This window comes from uncultured Sphingomonas sp., from assembly GCF_964235535.1.
Lineage (GTDB): Bacteria > Pseudomonadota > Alphaproteobacteria > Sphingomonadales > Sphingomonadaceae > Sphingomonas.
Window position 1 is genome coordinate 47,963 of sequence record NZ_CAXSBH010000013.1, and the last position, 20,587, is coordinate 68,549.

A 20,587-nucleotide genomic window follows, 5' to 3' on the forward strand; every position below is an offset into this window, starting at 1 on the left:
GAAATACCAGAATGCGTCAGCGATCGTCGGATCGCATGCGGTAACCTGTCGCCTCGTGGTTGGGAGAGCGAGGCAGGGACTGCGCGGGGGAGGTCATCGGGGGCGGTTGATGGGTAAGGTGACGGGAGAAGGGGGTAGGCAGCGTAAGGCAAGATAGAAAGCTACGGCACCGTCGGTCCCGTAAGCCATTGTCTGCACATCATTCTCTGGGTGCCGGGACGGCACTGGTGCGGGCGCGACAGTGCCGTTCGCGCCAAGAACGGCGGATTTCCGCCACTTTCACCGGCACCGGTTTTCTTGGGTCTGCGGACGACCCATGCTCAGCGCCATTTCTACCGGAAAGGCGAGATCATGGCCGGTGACGACGGCCTGGAACCTCATCTCGGGAAGATGCGCGCGAAGGGCAAGGCCGGGCGCCCGTTCCTCAGCCGCGTGCTCGCCGCCTCCAACCTCGCGCGCGGCGGTGCGACGGGCGCGGGAAGCCGCCGCGCGTTCACGGGCAGCCGGGTCGGCCGCGGAGCAGGCGTTGGGCGCGTGCTGGGCAGCCGGGACCGTTATGGCGCACAGCGGCGACGGCGCGTCATGGTCAAGGCGCGGATCGTTAGGCTGGCGGGCAAGGGCATGAGCGCCGCCCGCGCGCATCAGCGGTACGTGCAGCGCGACGGCGTGACGCGCGACGGCGAGCCCGGCCGGCTCTACGGCGCGGACGCCGACCAAGTCGACGGCAAGGCTTTCCTCGAACGCCAGGGCGGCGACCGCCACCAGTTCCGCTTCATCATGTCGCCGGAGGATGGGGCCGGGTATGAAGACCTGAAGCCGCTCACCCGGCGGCTGATGGCGCGGATGGAGGAGGATCTCGGGACCAAGCTCGACTGGGTCGCGGTCGACCACTACAACACCGGCCACCCGCACACCCACGTGATCGTCCGCGGCAAGGACGACCGCGGCCGCGATCTTGTCATCGCGCGCGATTACATGAGCCACGGCATGCGCGAGCGCGCGGCCGAGCTCGTCGACCTTGACCTTGGCCCCCGCAGCACGCGCGCGATCGAGGACCGGTTGCGCGCCGAGGTCGAGCAGGAACGCTTGACGAGCATCGACCGGTTGCTGCTGCGCGCCGCCGATACGGATAGGGTGGTGCGGCCGGTCGGGTACGACGCGTTCGAGCAGACGGTTCAGATCGGGCGCTGCAAGAAGCTGGAGCGGCTCGGACTCGCCGAGCCGGACGGGCCGGGCCGGTGGCGGCTCGCCCCCGAGCTGGCCGACACGCTCCGGCGCATGGGCGAGCGCGGCGACATCGTGCGCACCATGCAGCGCGCGATCACCGCCAGCGGACGCACGACCGCGATCGCCGACCAGATCGTGTACGAGCCGACCGCGCCCGACGTCCGGCCCCTCATCGGCCGCGTGCTCGAACGGGGGCTGTCGGACGAGCTGAACGACCGGCACTATCTGCTGGTCGAGGCGACCGACGGTCGCACCCACTATGTCGAGCTCGGCCTGGGCGAGCATGTCGGCGCGATCGGGACCGGTGCGGTGGTGCGCGTCGATCCCGTCGAGATCGGTGCGCGCGAGGTCGATCGGACCGTGGCTGCGGTGGCGGCGGCGAACGGCGGGCGGTACAGTGTCGACACGCACCTCCAGCACGACCCGAGCGCGACCGAGGCGTTCGCCGAAGCGCATGTACGCCGCCTGGAGGCGATGCGGCGGCTGACCGGCGGGGCGGAGCGCGAGGCAGACGGGACCTGGATCATCGCGCCCGACCATCTCGACCGCGCCGCCGTCTACGAGGGGGCTCGCGCGAAGGACCGGCCGGTGACGGTGACGACGCTCTCGCCGCAGCCGATCGAGAGGCTGATCGGTGCCGACGCCGCCACCTGGCTTGATCGCGAGCTGGTTGCGGCCAAGCCCGAGCCGTTGCGCGACGCCGGCTTCGGCGCCGAGGTCGGGGAGGCGCAGGCGCGCCGGCAGCAGTGGCTGATCGCGCAGGGGTTCGCCGAGGAGGTGGCGGGCGGGACGACCTACCGGGTCGGCATGGTGGACGAGCTCCGCCGCCGCGAGGTAGTTCGCGTCGGCGCGCAGCTGTCGCGCGAGCTTGGCGTGCCGTTCGTCGAGAGCGGGGCCGGTGAGAGGATCGCCGGGAATTATCGCCGCCCTGTCGATCTGGTGAGCGGGCGGTTCGCGATTATTGAACGCGCACGCGACTTCACGCTGGTACCCTGGCGGCCCGCCCTCGAGCAGCAGATCGGCAAAGCTGTGTCGGGCGTCGTCCGCAGCGATGGCGTGAGCTGGACGATCAGACGTGGGCGAGCTGGACCGAGCATCTTTTAGGTGAAATAGCTGGTGGAAAACGGAATGGCAGCTTTAGAGCTTCGAGTTGTCGATGCCGGCTATTCGTTCAGCTGAGTCTCCTCGAATTTCCGATCTTCAGCTGGAAGAGAATGGAATAAAACAGGGATTCAGCCTACCTAGCTCACTGCTTCCGGCCGTTACCGCTGCCTCGTTTAGGAAGCTTCGCGAGCTCGGCTGGGGTGACCTGAATTCCTGCCAGCATTTCCGAAAGGGACATCTCAAGCCCAGCTGCAACCCGTGCTAATGTCGTAAGCGCGACGTTCTGTGTGCCGCGCTCAACGCGCCCGTAGAACGATCGGTCAAGTCCGGCGAGCTCGGCCATCTGTTCCTGGCTGTAACCGCGGTCGCCGCGCAGCGAGCGCAGGCGCGCGCCGAATCTCTCGTTTAGGGGATTGACCATCCAAGGCTAAAATTACCTCACTCGCGGCTTGAAAGGCCACGGCCTTGAAGTCCCGAAAGTCCATCGGCATAATAGCTGTACTCCGGCGGAGGTAGCCTGCGATGTATCGTCTCCTGCGTTATTCCCAAACGGCTGCCCGAGCCAATGGAACGATGCGCCGAATGCGGCCGACGTCCGCTCCTGGGTCGTTCCCGCCGCGAAGCTGCGTATTGATCGGTCAGCGTTTGGTATCGCCGTTGAACTCCGGCGCGGCATACGCGATGCGTCCGCCAACGATCGTCAGTAGGCTCTTAGTCGCGGGCAGGGCGGCTGCAGGCACCCTTATTACGTCCTGTGAGAGCACTGCTATGTCGGCGAGCATGCCAGGCACGAGCATCCCTTTTTCGACCTCGGCGGACTCGGCGTACGCCGGCCAGCGGGTCAGCACGGCAAGCCCCTCCTCGCGCGTGAGCGCGCCGGGGTTGGCGTCAGCGGTAATCGCAGCAAGCATCGCGAATGGCGGAAATCCCATGTCCGAGCCGTATGCAACCGGCACGCCAGCCCGCAGCCACTGCCCGATGGGCGCCGTGGGCCGCGGCTGCGCCAGCACGATCCCAAGCCGCTTGGCGCGTTCGAGCTGAGGTCCAACTATGCCATTGGCGTGCTCGAGCCGAACACGCGCGCGTCGCCAGCGCTCGGGCGGTGCCATTCTCTCCATCTCGTCAAGCACGAGGCCTGCCATTGCATCTCCCACCGCGTGAAGGTGGAGCGGCTCGCCGCCAGCAAGCGCGCGAGCGAGCTGTGCATGAAGGTGCTCGGTCGTGAAGTTCGGTCGTCCGCGCCAGCCTGGGCGATCACGATACGGTTTCGACTGGAAAGCCAGTCCCTCGATAGGCGTGCCGTCGAGTACCCACTTCACGCCCGAAACGCGCGTGAGTGGCGGCAAGCGAGACTGCAACTTGGCCCAGGGATCGGCACTTTCTGCTTCTGCTACGCTCATTGGAAAACGGATAAGACGCAGTCTGATCGGCAGCTGAGCGCGGCCCAGTGCACGCGCCAGCGCTGCCGGCGTCTGGTCGCCTGACATGACCTGCACAGAAGTGACGCCCTCACGAAGGCGACGATCTGTATAGCCGCGCCAGTGCGCCAGCTGGGCCTCATCGCTTGCCGCCGATTGCAGCTGCCGGAGCACCCGCCAGCCGGCATATTCGTCGAGCTTGCCTGTGATCCGGCCGCTGGCGTCGCGCTCGAGTTGTCCACCCAGCGGATCAGGCGTTCGGTCGTCGAGGTTCATCAGCTCGAGACCGCGTGCGTTGAGGACCACCCCGTGCCCCCACCAAGCCGACAGCACGACAGGGCGGCCTCTGGCAGCTGCGTCCACTGCGGCCCGCGCCGCTGCGACGTCTCTCAACGCCGTGGCGCCCACCACCGCGTGCACCCACGCACCGGGAGGCGCCCCCTGTGCTGCCTTCCCAATGGCAGTGGCAACGGCTTCCAGGGGGGGATCCGACTGGGGCGATGCGCCGGTATCGGCCGAAGCGCCAAACGGGACGTTGCCCGGATGGTCGTGGGCATCGTTGATGCCCGGTATCGCCATACGGCCGGCAAGATCGAAAATACGTGTACTTGGTTTCGCAGACTTCAGGATCGTGCTGCTGTCGCCGACCGCCGACACTCTGGCGCCGCGGATTGCGATTGCCTCCACATATGGCTGCTCGGCATTGCCCGTGTATATGCGCCCGCCGTGCAATATCATGTCGGGGCCTGAAGAATGGGCAGCTGGCGCGGCGGCGGTCAGGAGAAGAGGGACAGCAAGCGTTCGCAGCGCGGCACGGATCAATCGAACTCGCATCGGCGTCCTCCTACTCGCCAGGCTCGCACGAACTACGGGCGCCGTCCATCTCGTAGGCTACGGCCGCCGGCTCACACGACCCTTCATTATCCCGCCGACCAAGGCCACAAGGCAAGTGCTGAACGAGCGTCCGAAGCCGGGCGGGTAGAAAAGCGCCTGAGTGTCTGCTCCTGGGTCTTTTCCGAATTGGACGTGGTTCGTCGGTCAGGATCAGATCTCGGTGCGCTCCGCCAGTTCAAGGGCGTCTTCGACGTCAACCCCGAGGTAGCGGACCGTGCTCTCGATCTTGGCGTGGCCGAGCAGGATTTGAACGGCGCGCAAGTTGCCCGTCGCCTTGTAGATGATCGAAGCCTTGGTTCGCCGGAGTGAATGCGTACCGTACTCCTGAGGCTGAAGACCGATACCCGCCACCCATTCATGAACGAGACGGGCATACTGTCGCGTGCTCATATGAGCCATGTAGTCGTTCCGGCTGGGGAAGACGTAGTCGTTGAGCGTTCCGCCTCGGCGTTCCAGCCAGGCCCGCATCGTCTTCCGTGCCGCCTCCATAAGCTCGAACTGGACCGGCCGCTTGGTCTTTTGCTGCACCACGATGGCGCGGTCGCGAACGCGCCCGCCCAACACGACGTCGCCAATCCGGACTTTGACCACGTCGCAGCCGCGCAGCTTGCTGTCGATCGCGAAGTCGAAAAGTGCCCGGTCGCGCAGCCGACGATGCTGGTCGAGCCAGAACCGGATCGCCCAGACCTGCTGCTGTTTCAGCGCGCGCTTTGCGCCCAGGAGCCGCCCCTCGTTCCAAGGGCGGCGTTCTTGAAAGGCAGGATCAATGGAAGAGTGACCCAACGCTCATCTCCGTGGAGCTGGCTTCCCCGCATACAGCATCGATCCTAATTGTCGGTTACCGGCGCATCCCCTCGGGCACGGCTGCGTCGAACCAGTCGGGGCAGCTACTATCGATAAACTTCGTGATGCCATTCTCGACGTGCAGGAGAAGGCGGCGCTCAAGGCCGCTGTTATCGAATACGAGGGTGCTATCTGCCAACTCCATTGCGGCGGCCAATCTGCGGAGCGAGTCGGGGTGCCGACGCACGACAGCGTTTTGCGGAACGTCATGACCGCCCTCGGCAACGCGCTCATCGATCCGTGCGCGGGAAAGTTCGGGCGTGTCGATCCCGACATAGGCAAGGCTAACGCGAAAGCCGGCACCCTTCGCCCTTCGCATGAAGGCCAGAGCGCTGCTACCGGCGAGGGTGGTCTCAATGCTAAGGCTGTCCCCATGAGTGATCATCGCGTTGCGCCGCTCAATTGCTAGCCGCCCTGCGCGGATCACGTCGACGCTGCCGCTTGCCGGATCAAGTTCCGTGGCGATTTCGTCGGCGCTGATGTAGGGAACGTCGCCCCTAAGCATGTCGTTGAAGAGGGTCGTCTTGCCGGCACCGTTGGGTCCGGCGAAGACCCATAGGATCGGCGCGATCAAGCCGATTGCCGCGCCGACGTTGCTGAGCCAAGATCAATTTTGACCGTTTCTATGCGTCCATCGGGATGCCTGCGGACCACGTGCCCGGCGGGAGTGTCCTGTTCACGGTAGCTGACCGTGCGACCGCGAGCCAGCAGACTATCGGCGGCGTCGCGGCTGGTCAGCCTCGCACGGCGTTTAAAGTTTTCGTCGAGCGCTTGAGGCGTCAGCCTGTCGATGGCATCGTCTGAATTCATCATTCCGATCTATCGTGTCCGCGCCGTAGTGGGAACCCGGCTAATATGGGGATGAACGAGCGTCTGCTGTCGGGAAGCGTTGAGGTTAGGCTGGACGTCCGACTCTGAGTCGAGGCTTATAAGTCAGATCGCCGTCGACCAATCTCGATTTCCGTCCTCGCGACGCGCGTCGTGGGATTGTTCAGCGAGAGGTAAACAATGCTTTGGGCACGACCACGTGCACACCCTTGTTGCGATCGACCAGTTCGGTGATCTCGACGTCTCCGGCGACGCTGACGAGCATGTAGGCGTCGTCCCGCGTCATGCCCTTCTCCGCTACCAGGAAGTCGATCATGTTGCGTAGCGCCTTGCGCGTGGCGTTGCTCAGGTCATCGTCGAAGCCCATTGCTATGTAGGCCTTCGGCGTGTCGGCGCGCGGATAGGTCTGCCCGGTCCTTTTGTGCAGGACGAACTCCAACGTGCCGGTGAGCGAGGTCTCCAGCGCGGTAACGTCGACCTCCCCGTTGCCCTGCGCGGCGTGGCCGTCACCGGCCTGAAAGAGCGCGCCGGGCGCATGGACGGGCAGGAACAGCGTCGTGCCCGCGACTAGCGCCTTGTCGTCCATGTTGCCGCCGTTGACCGTCGGCGGCGCGGAGTCGTAGCGACCGAACGAGGGTGGCGGGGCTACGCCCATGCTGCCGAAGAAGGGAGCGAGCGGGACTTCGATGCCGGGTCCGAACCGGCCGATCATCCGCTTTCGATCAAGCGGCACGATCTTCATGCGGGCGTAGGGAAAGTCGTCGGTGAGGAACCCCGCGCCATATCGAAAGGCGTTGTAGGCGTAGGGGATCGCAAGTTCGACCCTCCGGATGCGGACTTCCAGCGTGTCGCCCGGCACCGCGCCCTCGATCGCGATCGGGCCGGTCAGGATGTGTCCGCCGGGTCCGCGCGCGCTCGCCGGCACGCCGTCGTAGACCGCGCGCAAAGCGGGCTCGATCTGCGCAGGGTCGACGCCAGCCTTTTCGAGCCCTGCGGGGCTGTTGGTCAGAAGCGTGTGGATCACCACAGTGTCGCCGGACCGGATTGTCAGCACCGGCTTGTCTGCGGCGTCGTAGTGACCCCAGGCGACCGTCTGCGGCGTCGCCTTAAGCTCGTAGGTTGCCGTGTGGGCGACGCTCGGGAGGGCGATGGCCGCCAACGTGGCGAAGATCAGGTTGCGCATGGTCGTTACCTCGCGTGCATCTTGCCAATCTGCGCCGTCCGCGTGGCGATTGAAAGCCTGCAGTTGCAGGTGCCACCTCCTACAGCTGTTCGCAACGGCCTCATCAGCAACCGCCGGAAGCTGTGGGTAGCAGCCTTGATTGCGCACGGCGGATAAGTCCCACGCTTCGCCGTGTTACATGGCGTCCCGCCGCTGTTAGGTTCACATGAACGAGCGGCCGGAGGTGGGAACGGCCAGGAAACCGTTGAATGGCGGGTTATGAGTTTGCCGGAACATCGGCCGGCTGGCCGAAGGAGGCTTGACGCGGTTTGAGCCTAGCTCGGACGAGCGGGCATTCAGGTCAAGGGTAGCAGTCGAATCGAAGCAGCTTCGCGCCGGCTCGGCCCACCTCGTCTCCCCCGGTCGCGCTATGCCGCTACCGGCAACGGCTTGTCCGGCAGCAACCGTTCGAATACCGCGACCAGCGCCGCGCGCGTATAAGGCTTTCTGAGCACCGGGCGGTCCCCGAGATCGAGACGATCGCCGTGGTCGTTGTACCCCGTCGAGAAAGCGAACGGGATGTCGAGCCGTGCCAGCGCATCGGCGACCGGATAGCTTTTCTCCCCGCCCAGATTGACGTCGATGATCGCCGCGTCAAAGCCGTGCCTTGCCAGTAGCGCCAGCGCCTCGGCGACGCTGGCGGCGGCGTGGATCGCGGAGCAGCCGAGATCCTGGAACGCCATCTCGATGTTCATCAGGACGAGCATCTCATCCTCAACGACGAGCACCCGGCGGCCGGCGAGCAGGCCTGTCATTTCTCCACCGAGCCGGGAGCGGGGATGTCGATCGTGCAGGCCACCCCGTAGCTCGGATAGTCGAGCGTAACCCTGCCGCCCAGCTCGTGCGCCAGACCGCGCTCGATGACCCATGACCCGAAGCCCTTGCGCGACGGCGGCGTCACCATCGGGCCGTCCCGCTCCCGCCACTGCAGCACCAGGCGATCGCCCGCTGCCTCAGGGACCACCGTCCAGTCGATCGCGACCGTTCCCGCCTCGTTCGAGAAGGCCCCGTACTTGACCGCGTTGGTCGCGAGCTCGTGGATCGCGATCGCCAGCGAGAGCGTGGTCTTGGGCGACAATCGGACGTTGTCGCCCGTCACCGTGAACCGCTCGGGGCGGCCGGCGATCACCTCGAACGGATGCAGGGCAATGTCGACGAGATCATGCAGGCCCGCTCCGTCCCAGTTGCTGCTCGTGAGCAGATCATGCGACCGCGATAGGGCGAGGATGCGCGACTCGATCGCCTCGCGGATCGCGGCGAGCTCGGCTGGCCCGCGCAGCGCTTGGGTGACGATCGACTGCACGGTCGACAGCGTGTTCTTCACTCGGTGGTTGAGCTCGTCGATCAGCATCTTGCACCGGGCGTTGTCCTGCCGATGGTTGGTGAGGTCGACTAGCGATACGAACTGCTGCACGACCGTCCCGCTCTCGTCGCAGACCGGGCTGACGAACATCGACGCCCAGAACTCGCTGCCGTCCTTGCGCTTGTAATGGATCTCCGGCTCGTGCTCGCACTCTCCGCGAAACGCCGCTTCGACGATCGACATCGTGTCGGCCGCGACCCCGACCGCCAGGAGCGACTGGAAGCTCTTGGCAAGCACCTCCTCGCGCGCGTAGCCCGTCAGCGCCAAAAAAGCGTCGTTTGCGAAGATCACGGGGTGGCCGGGCTCCTCGTCGGTGAAAACCATCGGCATGCGGGTCTTCTGCGCGGCCACTACGAACGGGCCGAGATCGCGGCGGAACGCGTCGACCGACGCTTCGCCCTCTTTCTGAACGTCTGACTTCGCCGCTACGTCCGCCATCCGATTATCCTCGGTCGGCCTTGGCTTACTCCTGAAAGCTCGGGGTACCTAAATTTATTTTGGGTCCACGAGAGCCGGCCGCGGTGCGGCTGCCCATTGGCGCACCGGCCGCGGTGCGGCTGCCCATTGGCGCAATCGCTCGCGGACCTGAACGAGCGTCCGTTCCCAACGTCCGCCGAGGGTGCCGTGGGTAGCGGCATGTGGGTCGAGGTAGCCGACATCGATATTCGGCTGAGGGGATTGGTTGGTAGCGTGCTCGAACTTGATCCCTCGCTGTAATCTGCAATGCGCCCAACCGCAGATAACCCGCCGGCACTGAATCGCGAGCCTTTCCGACTGCCTTCCCGCAAGCGTATACCTTGCGCCACTGCTGCGGCGCCGACGCTGTGGTGCGACGAACTGCTCGGGAGAGATGCCGCATGCTGATCCTGCAACGCCGTCTTGGTCCTGCGCTTCGGCGCTGGCGTGCGCTGAACCGGGTTAAGCAGAGCCACGCGGCTGAGCGCCTCGGCGTCGCACAATCCACGATCTCGCGCTGGGAGAACGGGACACAGGAGATGGAGCCGGAACAGCGGGCACGGACGGAAGCCCTGGTGAGCGCTCGGCTGACGAGCGCTGGGGACGCCGCGCTCGCCCGGCTCGTTCATGGTCAGAGCCGCGGCGCCCACCTCATCTGCGATCAGAGCCACCGGTTGCTGGCATTATCGACCGTACGCCGCCGCGAGTTCGGCTGCGACGCCGACGACCTGATCGGGGAGTCGCTCTGGCGCTTCATCACCGAAGACCTGGCGAAGGTTGAGGATGGCTTGAATGGCTTGGGTTGGTTCGATCTCGCGTCCCCGCCGGAGGTGGTGGCTGAGACGGGAGCGAACGGCTCGGACGTGGTGCCGATCCGCCCCGGACGATGCCGGCTGACACGCATGCTACTGTCAGACGGCACCGCCGCGAGGCTGGTGGAGACGCTGAGCTGAGCTGAGCTGACGCATAACTTATGCGTTGTTCCCGATTGTGATCGTCCTAATCGCTGCGGCCGTTCTGATGGCGGGAGCGGAATGTGGTACGGCCGTGGGTGACCCTTAGCTTGGTGGTGGCGAGCACGGTCGTGGGCCTGATGGGCACCGACTTGGTGCTGCCGGCCGTACCGCAGCTGCCCGAGGCGCTGGGCACGACGGCGTCATCCGCGCAGCTGGTGCTCGCCGCTTATGTAGGAGGCACCTGCGTGGGCCTACTCGTCTACGGGGCGCTTAGCGAGCGGGTCTACACGGGACGGCTCTTCACGGGCTCACTGATTGCCACCGCTACCGTGTCACTGGCATGCGGCATGGCGCGCTCGACGGAGGAGCTGATCGCGCTGCGCGCGATCCAAGGCGCGGCGGCCGCGGCGCCGGCGGTGTTCGCGCCGGCAATCGTCAAAGCGCTATTCGACGAGACGCGGGCAATTCGGGCCATGGGGTTGCTCGGCAGCATTGAGTCGCTCGCGCCCGCAATCGCGCCGATCGTGGGAGCGGGCCTGCTGCTCGTGGGCGACTGGCGTCTGTCTTTCTTCGTCCTCGCCGCAAGTGCTGGTGCCCTGGCGGTCCTGCTCGGAGTGAGCGGACGACTGCCTCAGGTCGGCCGTCGTACCCGGGGCGGCTACGCGGTGTTGATCCGCGACGCCGTGTTCATGCGCTACGCGCTCAGCCAAGCGTTCATACTAGGCGGCCTGCTCACTTTCGTGTTCGGGTTGCCGGCGGTCCTGGTTCGGGTGTTCGGCGGAACGCTCACCGACTTCATCACGATCCAGGTTCTCGCAATCCTGACATTCGTCGTGGCGGCCAATCTCGCCGGCCGCGCTGTCGCCAGGTTTGGGGCGGAGCGGATCATCGTGGTCGGAACGGCGCTGTGCGTCGTCGGGGCTGCGGGGCAGTTCTGGTATGCCCTATGTGGTGGAGCAGAGCCTTTCGTGATCCTGGCGCTGTTCGCGCCGGTGAACATCGGCTTGGGGTTGCGCGGGCCGCCCGGCTTCTATCGCGCCATAATGGCCTCACGCGGCGACGACGCCCGCGGCAGCGCGCTCGTTATACTCGGGATCCTGGGCACCACGGCTCTCGGCACCCTGACCGCTTCGCCGTTCATTGAGCTTGGGACGGTGCCCTTGTCCGGGATCACGCTTGCGCTTCAGACCGCGGCGTTGCTGTGCCTCGTTGCGCTTCCTGCCTTGCCAACCAGTGATCTTGCCCAGCCAAGTTCCTGAGACTGCCCCAGTGAGTACTTCCCTGTTGCCCGGGCCGCTCCCCCGTATGGCCGGGCGACGTTCGGGCCTAAGCCGAAGCCCGGCTGAAGGCCGTTGCTCAGCAGCTACGTGCCCACGAGGCTATTCGGCCTTCTCTCGCGATGTTGCATATCAGACGCCGACAGCGTCCGTCCTCCTCGACTTCACTCCGGTTGATCAAATGGTTGAGCGTTCGGATCCTCAGTGGCGGGTCGCCAGCGCTGCGAGACTTCGAGTGAGATCGTCCCGGCGGAAGGGCTTGGTCAGCCGTGGCAGGTCCGGCGCGATGCCTTCCACCTCGGCATAGCCGGAGACGACTAGCACTGGCATATCGGGGAGCCGGGCGCGCACCTCGCGCGCAAGCTCGGTGCCGGTCATGCCGGCCATAAGATGATCGGTTATCAGCAGATCGAATTGAAGGCCGCTCTCGATGAGCCGCAATGCCTCATCGGCCGAGCCGGCCTCGACAACAGCAAAGCCAAGGTCGGCGAGCATGTCCGCGGTGCTCATCCGAACGAGCTCCTCGTCATCGACAAGCAACGCCGTTCCGGCGACGGTTGGTGAACCTACGACCGCCGCTACGACCATGGCGCTAACAGCCTCGCGGCTCACAGGGAGCAACAGCTCAACACGGGTCCCGAGCCCCGGCGTACTTTGGATGTCGAGCGCGCCACCGAGTTGGGCCGCAAGACCGTGCACCATCGACAGACCAAGGCCTGTGCCTTTCCCGACGCCCTTGGTGCTGTAGAAGGGTTCCACCGCTCGCTTGCATGTCGCCTCGTCCATGCCGACGCCGGTGTCGATCACCGATAAGCGTACGTACTGGCCCGGCTGCAGGGCCGCCGTCTCGGTGCCCTCGAAGAAGACCGCCGCCGCTGCGATCGTTAGCGTACCGCCATTCTCCATCGCGTCCCTCGCGTTCACGGCGAGATTGAGGAGCGCCATCTCAAGCTGGTTGGGGTCAGCCAGCGCGGGCGGCAGGTCGCTTGCGATATCGAGCTCGACGACGACGCGCGGACCTGACGTGTTGTCGATCAGGTCCGCTATGCCGGAGACCAGAGCACCGACGTTCACTGGGATGGGCTGCAGCGGCTGTCGCCGCGCGAACGCCAGGAGCCGCTGGACGAGCACGCTGGCGCGCTCGGCGGACTGGAGCGCGCCGTCGATCATCCGCTGCTCGCGCTCGCTGCCGATGCCCCGGCGGCGCAGCAGGTCAAGGCTCCCCATGATCGGCGTGAGCAGGTTGTTGATGTCGTGTGCGACGCCGCCGGTCAGCTGGCCCATGCTTTCGAGCTTCTGGCTTTGGCGAAGCGCCTCTTGCGCCATCTCAAGGTCCGCCTGCCGCTCCTTATCGGCGGTGACGTCTCGGCCGATGCAGTAGATCAGCTCGCCTTCGGGTTCGATCACCCACGATATCCAGTGCCAGCTCCCATCCTTGTGGCGGTAGCGGTCCTCGAAGTTGACCGTGCGGAGCCCTGTCGCAAGTCTGCCGAGTTCCGCGGCGGTACGCTCGGCGTCCTCAGGGTGCTTGATCTCGGACGCGTTCCGACCGGTGAGCCAGTCAGCCGACCACCCGAGCATACATTCCCAAGCAGGATTGACCGACACCAAACTTCCATCGGTCCGCGCCACGCACATCAGGTCGGGGGAGAGCTGCCAGATGCGGTCCCGCTCGGCGGTACGCTCGGCGACCTGATGTTCGAGCGTCTCGTTCAGATCGCGCAATCGCGCTTCGCTCTCGCGCAGCGCCACCTCTGCTGCTTTGCGATTGGTCTGGTCGAGGTAAACGGCGGTTACAGAGATTGCCCGGCCCTGCTCGTCCCGGTTGACGCTACCACGGCCGTACACCCAGCAGATCTGCCCGCTGGGCCTCACGATCCGCTTCTCGACCTCGTAGAAGTCTTGACTGCCCTCCAATATCGCGGCGCGCTCGGCAACCACGCGGTCGTGGTCGTCGGGATGGTACTGCGCGCGGAACTCGGCAAGCGTCAGCCGCTTGTCCGAGGGGTGTCCCAACAGCTCGGCAAATCCGGAGGAGTGGATGACACCGTCGGGAAGGTGAAAGGTGACCTCTGCCAGCCGTCCGCCTTCGATCGCCACCTTGAGCCGCGCCTCGCTCGCGCGCAGTTCTGCGAATGCCCCGACGCGTTCGACATGCGCCCAGGAGCGCCCAGTGACCTCAAGGAGCAGACCCAGTTCCGCTTCCGTCCAGACCCGGGGTACGGCATCATGGATGGCCATCAGTGCCGTCAATCGATCTGCCTTCACGAGCGGCATGCAGATGGTCGCCGCGATGCCGATATTCTGGAAGGTCGCCGCCTCCTCGGGCGCGAGCTCGCGCCCATTGTCATTCACGACGAGGGGCAGGCCGGTGCTCAGGTTCTTGACCGCCAGCTTGCCAAATTCGGCGAGGCTGTAGTGGCCGACGATGCTTTTTGCCCCCGGCGCAGCCCAGTCGCCGCGAATGGTGAAGCTGTCCTCGTCCTCGTCCATGTCGGCATAGGCGCAAACCGATAGGTTGAGGTGCTCGCCGAGCATACGCGTGGTGGTCGCAAGTACCGCGTCGGCGTCAGCGAGTGGGGCCGTTTCCACCCCGAGCCTGTCGAGGAAACCGAGGCGCGCCTCGCTCTCACGCAGCATTTCCCTGGCGCGATGCTCCTGCCGGAACGCTGCTCGCGAGCGACCGACGAGAAGGGCTATGGCGGTCGCGGTCGCGAAGTAGGCGAGGAGGGTGATCGCCTCCGCAGGCCGCTCTAAACGGAATGAGTAAACGGGTGGCACGAGCAGGTACCAGCCCGCGAAGCCGCAGACGAACGCTGTGAGGAGCCCGGATCGCTGGCCGCAGGTGTAGGCGGCGAATACGACGGCGGGGAAGAAGGTGATGAACTGGACGCCCGTGAGTTGCGGGTCGATGGCCAGGCGCAGCAGCACCGCTGCGGCCGCAACTGCGATTGCAGCGGCGTACGCTGGCGCGGAGTCTTCACGCAGCCGCCACGGCACGTTTGCCACGCTCTTCCTCATGTGATCCCTGATCAGCTTGCTACCCACGAGATGCTCTACGGCAAGGATCCGAAGCTGGGAACCATGATCCGGTGGCGAGCCCTAGTGACCGGATGACAGCGCCACTCCGGCTTGGATCGGGCGTCCGCTAGCGCCACATTGGTTCAGCCGCGTCGCTCAGATATCGAACTCGAACCATCGTGGCACCGGCGAGTTCAGTTCGCTTGATACCTAGCGAGCCCTGGAAGTGGACAGTCCGTCTTTTCACTAAGAGCGAAAATTGAAGCTGAACGAACGGCCGGAGTTGGGAAGCGTCATATGGCTTCTGAGGGTCTGATTTTGGGTCGGCTCGTCCGACATTTTGGCGGCCGACCTCCGGCCGACATAGCGGGCGAGGCAAGCCCGGAACCAGCTAGGTTGCAGCGCGAACGCGCCAGACCAGGCTCCCGTTGCCACGAGTGCCGCGCTACACGGCTTGCCGAGCTGAACGCCGAACGCCGCAACGCCAAAATTTGGCGGCCCTCATTCACATTAGGTCGGGGCCGAAAGCAACTTCGTGCAGTGCACAATAGTTGGGCGGACATGAAGGATCAGATTAACAACGCATCACGCGCGGATGGCTCGGCATCGGCGAAACCAGCATTTTCTTGGAGGCGCGTCGCTGCTCGGAACCGCAGTCGGATAGCGGCGGGCGCTGTATCGGCCTTGGTAGTCGGTGCCGCGGTGTTCAATCGCGCGAACGCCCGCCGCGCCGAAGCGAAGACGCCGCCCGTCGGATCGTTCGTCGAGGTCGATGGCGTTCGCTTACACTATGTGGACCAAGGTGACGGCCCTGCGGTCGTTTTGCTCCACGGCAACGGCGTCCTGCTTCAGGACTACGAGGTCAGCGACGTCCTCGGGCTCGCGGCCCAAAGCCACCGAGTCTTAGCGTTCGATCGACCGGGCTTTGGCTACAGCGAGCGTCCGCGCTCCGCCGTCTGGACCCCAAGCGCGCAAGCGGACCTGATCGCGCGCGTGCTGAAGCAGATCGGTGTGAAGCGGGCGGTCGTCGTCGGGCACAGCTGGGGCACAATGGTGGCGCTCGCGATGGCGTTGGACCACCCCGAGGCAGTCTCCGGGCTAGTACTGCTATCGGGCTACTACTACGGAACGGCTCGGCCGGACGTGGTGCCCGCCTCCATGCCAGCCATTCCGCTCGTCGGTGACTTGATGGCGCACACCGTGTCACCCCTGTCCGGGCTTCTAGTTGGTCCGCTGGCGGTAGAGGCGAGCTTCGCTCCCGCGCCGGTCTCCGATAAGTTCGCCGCGTTCCCGATCGCGATGACGCTGCGCCCGTCGCAGATCCGGGCGACCGCGGCGGATACCGCGATGATGGTGCCCGGTGCGTTCGCACTGAGTCGTCGCTATGGCGAGCTTACGCTCCCGATCATCGTTATGGCGGGTGAAGGCGACCTGATCGCACATGTCGACAAGCATGCGAAGCGGCTCGTTGAGGAAGTCGACGGCTCCGAGTTACGCATTATTCCTGGGCAAGGTCACCTGTTCCACTACGCGGTGCCGGACAAGGTAGTTGCCGCGATCAGTGACGTAGGGCGCTCAGCCGGGAAGTGACGCTGATATACCTGCCGCAGCGCCCATCGGTTTGATCCGGCCAACGTCCAAACCCCAGCCGCACCCCGGCCTTCACCGCCGCGAGTTTGTGGGGTTCGTGGCCGCAATTATGGCAGTGAACGCGCTCGGCACCGACCTGATGCTGCTGGCGCTCTCTACTATAGGCCAGGAGCTTGGAGCAGACGGCGGAACACGCGCAGAGACGGTCAGGTCGTTGCCGACCGGGCGAACCGACAATTCTGCAAGCGCAACCTCAACTCTCGCCAGTGCAAATGACCTGACTCCCGGCTCTCGCCCAGCCGCAGTCAGAACCCGCAATCCACTTTGATGCTAAGCGCCGGTCCCAGCCAGCTCAGGCCGTTGCTTCCTTACCTGCGGAGTTGGGGGTCACCCGGGCAGCGTAGGGAAGATGAACGCGCGGCTGGTTCCGGGGAGCGCCGCGAATGTCCTGAATGTCTGGTCGCGGGTCCGAGCAGCCGTACTGCTACTCCGGGTCATGCGCGCACTCGACTAAGCACGAGCGCCATGAAGACACGGAAATCGCGCGCCGTGATCACTGCGGGCAGAGCCTCGCGAAGAGGTGGTAGCGGAGAGGATTGGTTATCTGCCGTGGCGCTCAGCGGGCCGTCGCTCCCCCGGCAGGTCACGACATCAATATGCGTCCGCCTTTGGTTCACCCGCCACTGGATGGGCTCCTACAATGCGTTCGGTCCGCGAGTTGCCGACGAAGACGGGCGGCACGTGGGTGTTGTTTGACTCTCAAGATCAAGCCTTTGGCATCTAAGCAGGGCAGTCAGCGATCCGATAAATCGGTAGTCCGAGGTCGGCGAGGGCACTATGCGCCATGTTCGAAGGGCATTGGTGATCCTAGAGACATGCACGATCTAAACGAGCGCGAGAGCCAGCGGCTCGCCGCATTGTGGCGCTATGAGGTGCTGGACACCCCTCGAGAACAATCATTTGACGAGCTTGCCGAGCTGACCGCCCAGCTATGCGAAGCGCCGATCGCCGTCGTGAACCTGATCGGCGACGGGCGTCAATTTTTCAAAGCGGAAGTGGGTCTTGGCGTCCGTGAAACGCCACTGGAATCCTCGTTCTGCGTCAAGGCGCTGCTGGAGGACGATCTCCTCCTCGTGCCCGATGCAGCCCAAGACCCCCGCTTCGCGTGCAATCCGCTGGTGACGGGCGAGCCGCACATCCGCTTCTACGCCGGTGCGCTGCTAAAGACGCAAGAAGGGCTGCCAATTGGAACGCTGTGCGTGCTGGACTATCGTCCGCGCGAACTAACAGATCTCCAGCAGGAGGCGCTCCGCGTGCTAGCGCGGCAGGTCATGGCGCAACTCGACCTCCGCCTCGCCGTGCGGGAGCGTGATAGCCGGTACGAAACTGCCCGGGCGAGCGAGGAGCAGCTTCGCCTGATCCTCGACAGCGCGCGCGATTATGCCATCATCACGACGGATCTCGACCGCCAGATCACGAGCTGGTCGGCGGGAGCGGAAGCAACGTTCGGGTGGATGGATCACGACGCGATCGGTCGTCCCATCGACGACATCTTCACCCCCGAGGACCGCGAGGCGGGTGTGCTCGAGCAGGAGATCGCGACCGCCCTCGTCGAGGGCTGCGCGCCCGACATTCGGTGGCATCTGCGCGCCGATGGCTCGCGCGTGTTCATGAACGGCTCGACCCATCTGATCCTTAACGCGGATGGCGACCAAGCCGGCTTTCTCAAGATCGCTCGGAATGAAACGAGCGAGCGGGAGCATGCCGACGAGCTGGCTCGAACGCGTACCGAGCTCGTCGACAGCGAGGCCCGGTTCCGTAACATGGCCGACCACGCGCCGCTGATGATGTGGGTGACCGAGCCGGACGGCTATTGCACGTATCTGAGTCGCCGCTGGTACGAGTTTACAGGTCAGACCGAGGAGGAAGCACTCGGTCTCGGCTGGACCAAGGCGACGCACCCGGACGACCAGAAGACGGCTAGGGAGGCGTTCCTTGCCGCGGCGGCCGCACAAGCCCCCTTCCGCGTCGAGTATCGGCTTCGCCGCGCCGATGGCACTTATCGTTGGGCGATGGACGCTGCGGCTCCGCGATTTGCAGAGGATGGAAGTTTTCTCGGCCACGTCGGCTCGGTCATCGACATCGACGACCGGCGCGAAGCCGAGGACGCGCTGCGCCAAGCGAATGCGCTACTCGCCGCAGTCATGGAGGCCGTACCGGGCGTGGTGTATGCCAAGGATCGCGATGGTCGCATGCTGGCCGCCAACCGCGGAACGGCCGAACTGGTCGGCAAGCCAATCGATGCCTTGCTCGGTCGAACCGATCGTGAGTTCCTCGACGATCCGACCCAGGCCGAGGCGGTCATGAAGAATGATCGACGGATCATGATCGAGAACCGGACGGAGGTGCTGGAGGAGCAGATCAGCCTGCCCGATGGCGGGCTCGCGACCTGGCTTTCCACGAAGTCGCCGTTCCGCGACGCGAGTGGCGCGATCGTCGGGCTTGTAGGATCATCGATCGACATCAGCGAACGCAAGCGCGCGGAGCAGGAGCTTCAGCGTTTGAACGAGACCCTGGGGGAGCAGGTGATCGAGCGGACGGCGGATCGCGATCGCATGTGGCGGCTTTCGACCGACGTGATGCTGGTGGCCGATTTTACGGCAACGGTACAGGCGGTGAACCCGGCTTGGACAACGCTGTTCCAGTGGACTGAGGAGGAGCTGGTCGGCCGCAACTTCCTCGAGTTGGTCCATCCTGACGACCTCGCGGCGACACTGGCCGAAGTCGATAAGCTCGCACGCGGGGTCACCACGCTCCGTTTCGAAAATCGCTATCCGGCAAAGGATGGAAGCTACCGCTGGTTGTCCTGGACTGCCGTTCCGGACGAGCAGCATATCCACGCAGTGGGCCGTGACGTGCAGGCCGATAAGGAAGCTGCCGAAGCCCTGCACGCAACCGAGGAGGCGCTTCGCCAGGCGCAGAAGATGGAAGCAGTGGGCCAGCTCACCGGTGGGCTCGCGCACGACTTCAACAACCTGCTCACTGGTATCATGGGCAATCTCGAGTTGCTCCAGCATCGGATCGCGCGGGGACGACTGGACGATGTCGATCGGCTGGTGAACGCCGCTCAGGGCGCGGGCCGCCGCGCGGCGTCGCTGACGCAGCGCTTGCTCGCTTTCTCCCGACGGCAGACGCTTGATCCCAAGCCGACAGACGTGAACCGGCTGATCGCCGGAATGGCGGACCTTCTCCGGCGCACGGTTGGACCGACCACCGACATCGAGATCGTCGGCGCGGTTGGCTTGTGGACGGCCATGATCGACGCGGGCCAGCTTGAAAACGCACTGCTGAACCTGTGCATCAATGCACGGGATGCGATGCCCGACGGGGGGCAGATCACCGTTGAAACGGCGAACAAGTGGCTCGATGACCGCGCCGGGCGTGAGCGCGACCTGCAGCCGGGCCAGTATTTGTCGATCTGCGTCACGGACACCGGCACCGGCATGACACCGGAGACAATCCGGCGGGCGTTCGAGCCATTCTTTACGACAAAGCCGATCGGTCAAGGCACAGGTCTCGGCCTCTCGATGATCTATGGGTTCGCTCGTCAGTCCGGAGGGCACGTCCGCATCTATTCGGAGCTCGGGCAGGGCACGACGCTGTGCATCTACCTGCCGCGGCATCTCGGAGACGCGGACGAAGAGGTCGAGGGTGGGGCCGAGGTGTCACCCAGCGAAGGACGAGGCGAGACGATCCTGGTCGTCGACGACGAGGCAACGATCCGGCATCTGATCGACGAGGTGCTCGACGAGATCGGCTACACGGTGATAGGCGCTGCCGATGGGGCGGCCGGGCTGAAGGTGCTGCAGTCAGGCGCGCCGATCGAGTTGCTCATCACCGACGTTGGCCTGCCGAACGGCATGAACGGGCGACAAGTCGCCGACGCGGCCCGCACGTTGAGACCGGATCTGAAGGTGCTGTTCATAACCGGCTATGCGGAGAACGCGGCAGTCGGCAACGGGCATCTCGAGCCTGGCATGGAACTGCTGACCAAGCCGTTCTCGCTTGATGATCTCACTCGCAAGGTGAGAGATATTCTGGGCAGCTCGGGACGACGGTAAGCGGCCGAACGAGCATCGTGACTACGTGACCGAACGCGACAGTCGAAGGCCCACTGCTCGCCTCGGTGCGACACTCTTCGGCCGCTCAGCCTGCGCATCGCATTGGCCGAAACCGACCGTAGATCGACATTAACGAGTGTTCGCTGTCAACCGGCGCGGGATCTTGACCCCGGATCGGCGTCCAACATTGACCCCGCTATGGTGAGTGTTTGGTAAGCGTCTGGTCTTACCCGCCTTGCGGGTGATGTGATCGGCAAGCCACAGGTG

The 20,587-nt window shown here is 65.0% G+C and carries 14 protein-coding genes; 5 read left to right on the forward strand and 9 right to left on the reverse strand.

The window, feature by feature from the left end; all coding sequences use genetic code 11:
- Positions 1-351 precede the first annotated feature (351 nt).
- Positions 352-2,331, forward strand: coding sequence for a relaxase/mobilization nuclease RlxS (gene rlxS / locus ACFE7F_RS06360; protein WP_375403010.1), 1,980 nt, complete (start codon positions 352-354; stop codon positions 2,329-2,331).
- Positions 2,332-2,473: 142 nt separating this feature from the next.
- Here rlxS and ACFE7F_RS06365 read toward each other — a convergent pair whose 3' ends face one another.
- The 8 genes from ACFE7F_RS06365 to ACFE7F_RS06400 form a co-directional block, all read right to left on the reverse strand.
- The gene (locus ACFE7F_RS06365) at positions 2,474-2,752 is read right to left on the reverse strand and encodes a helix-turn-helix domain-containing protein (protein WP_375403011.1); all 279 of its coding nucleotides are present in this window, start codon (positions 2,750-2,752) and stop codon (positions 2,474-2,476) included.
- Between the two features lie 217 nt (positions 2,753-2,969).
- Entirely contained in the window at positions 2,970-4,583 is a 1,614-nt protein-coding gene (locus ACFE7F_RS06370) for an amidohydrolase (RefSeq protein ID WP_375403012.1), read from the reverse strand.
- Positions 4,584-4,793: 210 nt separating this feature from the next.
- Positions 4,794-5,426: a tyrosine-type recombinase/integrase gene (locus ACFE7F_RS06375; protein WP_375403013.1), complete on the reverse strand. Its 633-nt coding sequence runs from the start codon at positions 5,424-5,426 to the stop codon at positions 4,794-4,796.
- A 55-nt stretch (positions 5,427-5,481) separates the two neighbouring features.
- Positions 5,482-6,060, reverse strand: a complete 579-nt coding sequence (locus tag ACFE7F_RS06380) for a zeta toxin family protein (RefSeq protein ID WP_375403014.1) — start codon at positions 6,058-6,060, stop codon at positions 5,482-5,484.
- Positions 6,057-6,299 (reverse strand): hypothetical protein, encoded by a 243-nt coding sequence (locus ACFE7F_RS06385; RefSeq protein ID WP_375403015.1) that lies wholly within the window; start codon positions 6,297-6,299, stop codon positions 6,057-6,059. The genes ACFE7F_RS06380 and ACFE7F_RS06385 overlap by 4 nt, the downstream gene beginning before the upstream one ends.
- A gap of 178 nt (positions 6,300-6,477) precedes the next feature.
- The gene (locus ACFE7F_RS06390) at positions 6,478-7,497 is read right to left on the reverse strand and encodes an acetamidase/formamidase family protein (RefSeq protein ID WP_375403016.1); all 1,020 of its coding nucleotides are present in this window, start codon (positions 7,495-7,497) and stop codon (positions 6,478-6,480) included.
- Between the two features lie 407 nt (positions 7,498-7,904).
- Entirely contained in the window at positions 7,905-8,291 is a 387-nt protein-coding gene (locus tag ACFE7F_RS06395) for a response regulator (protein ID WP_375403017.1), read from the reverse strand.
- Positions 8,288-9,337: an HWE histidine kinase domain-containing protein gene (locus ACFE7F_RS06400; RefSeq protein WP_375403018.1), complete on the reverse strand. Its 1,050-nt coding sequence runs from the start codon at positions 9,335-9,337 to the stop codon at positions 8,288-8,290. Before ACFE7F_RS06400 ends, ACFE7F_RS06395 begins: the two co-directional genes overlap by 4 nt.
- Before the next feature lie 419 nt (positions 9,338-9,756).
- Between ACFE7F_RS06400 and ACFE7F_RS06405 the strand changes: the two genes are divergently transcribed.
- Positions 9,757-10,308, forward strand: a complete 552-nt coding sequence (locus tag ACFE7F_RS06405) for a helix-turn-helix domain-containing protein (protein WP_375403019.1) — start codon at positions 9,757-9,759, stop codon at positions 10,306-10,308.
- 113 nt (positions 10,309-10,421) lie between these two features.
- Positions 10,422-11,570 carry an MFS transporter gene (locus ACFE7F_RS06410; RefSeq protein ID WP_375403020.1) on the forward strand — a complete coding sequence of 383 codons (1,149 nt, stop codon included), beginning with the start codon at positions 10,422-10,424 and terminating at the stop codon, positions 11,568-11,570.
- 219 nt (positions 11,571-11,789) lie between these two features.
- On the opposite strand, the gene ACFE7F_RS06415 is transcribed toward ACFE7F_RS06410, so the two are convergent.
- Positions 11,790-14,636: a PAS domain-containing protein gene (locus ACFE7F_RS06415; protein ID WP_375403021.1), complete on the reverse strand. Its 2,847-nt coding sequence runs from the start codon at positions 14,634-14,636 to the stop codon at positions 11,790-11,792.
- 675 nt (positions 14,637-15,311) lie between these two features.
- Here ACFE7F_RS06415 and ACFE7F_RS06420 point away from each other — a divergent pair.
- Positions 15,312-16,199, forward strand: coding sequence for an alpha/beta fold hydrolase (locus ACFE7F_RS06420; RefSeq protein ID WP_375403022.1), 888 nt, complete (start codon positions 15,312-15,314; stop codon positions 16,197-16,199).
- Between the two features lie 875 nt (positions 16,200-17,074).
- On the forward strand, positions 17,075-20,320 hold the full coding sequence (locus tag ACFE7F_RS06425) for a PAS domain S-box protein (protein WP_375403023.1): 3,246 nt from the start codon (positions 17,075-17,077) through the stop codon (positions 20,318-20,320).
- The last annotated feature ends 267 nt before the right edge of the window (positions 20,321-20,587 follow it).

Excerpts from the sequence above, each read along its gene's own strand:
- rlxS (WP_375403010.1), top strand. The coding sequence starts at position 352 with ATGGCCGGTGACGACGGCCTGGAACCTCATCTCGGGAAGATGCGCGCG.
- ACFE7F_RS06365 (WP_375403011.1), bottom strand. The coding sequence starts at position 2,752 with ATGGTCAATCCCCTAAACGAGAGATTCGGCGCGCGCCTGCGCTCGCTG.
- ACFE7F_RS06370 (WP_375403012.1), bottom strand. The coding sequence starts at position 4,583 with ATGCGAGTTCGATTGATCCGTGCCGCGCTGCGAACGCTTGCTGTCCCT.
- ACFE7F_RS06385 (WP_375403015.1), bottom strand. The coding sequence starts at position 6,299 with ATGATGAATTCAGACGATGCCATCGACAGGCTGACGCCTCAAGCGCTC.
- ACFE7F_RS06390 (WP_375403016.1), bottom strand. The coding sequence starts at position 7,497 with ATGCGCAACCTGATCTTCGCCACGTTGGCGGCCATCGCCCTCCCGAGC.
- ACFE7F_RS06395 (WP_375403017.1), bottom strand. The coding sequence starts at position 8,291 with ATGACAGGCCTGCTCGCCGGCCGCCGGGTGCTCGTCGTTGAGGATGAG.
- ACFE7F_RS06400 (WP_375403018.1), bottom strand. The coding sequence starts at position 9,337 with ATGGCGGACGTAGCGGCGAAGTCAGACGTTCAGAAAGAGGGCGAAGCG.
- ACFE7F_RS06405 (WP_375403019.1), top strand. The coding sequence starts at position 9,757 with ATGCTGATCCTGCAACGCCGTCTTGGTCCTGCGCTTCGGCGCTGGCGT.
- ACFE7F_RS06425 (WP_375403023.1), top strand. The coding sequence starts at position 17,075 with ATGCACGATCTAAACGAGCGCGAGAGCCAGCGGCTCGCCGCATTGTGG.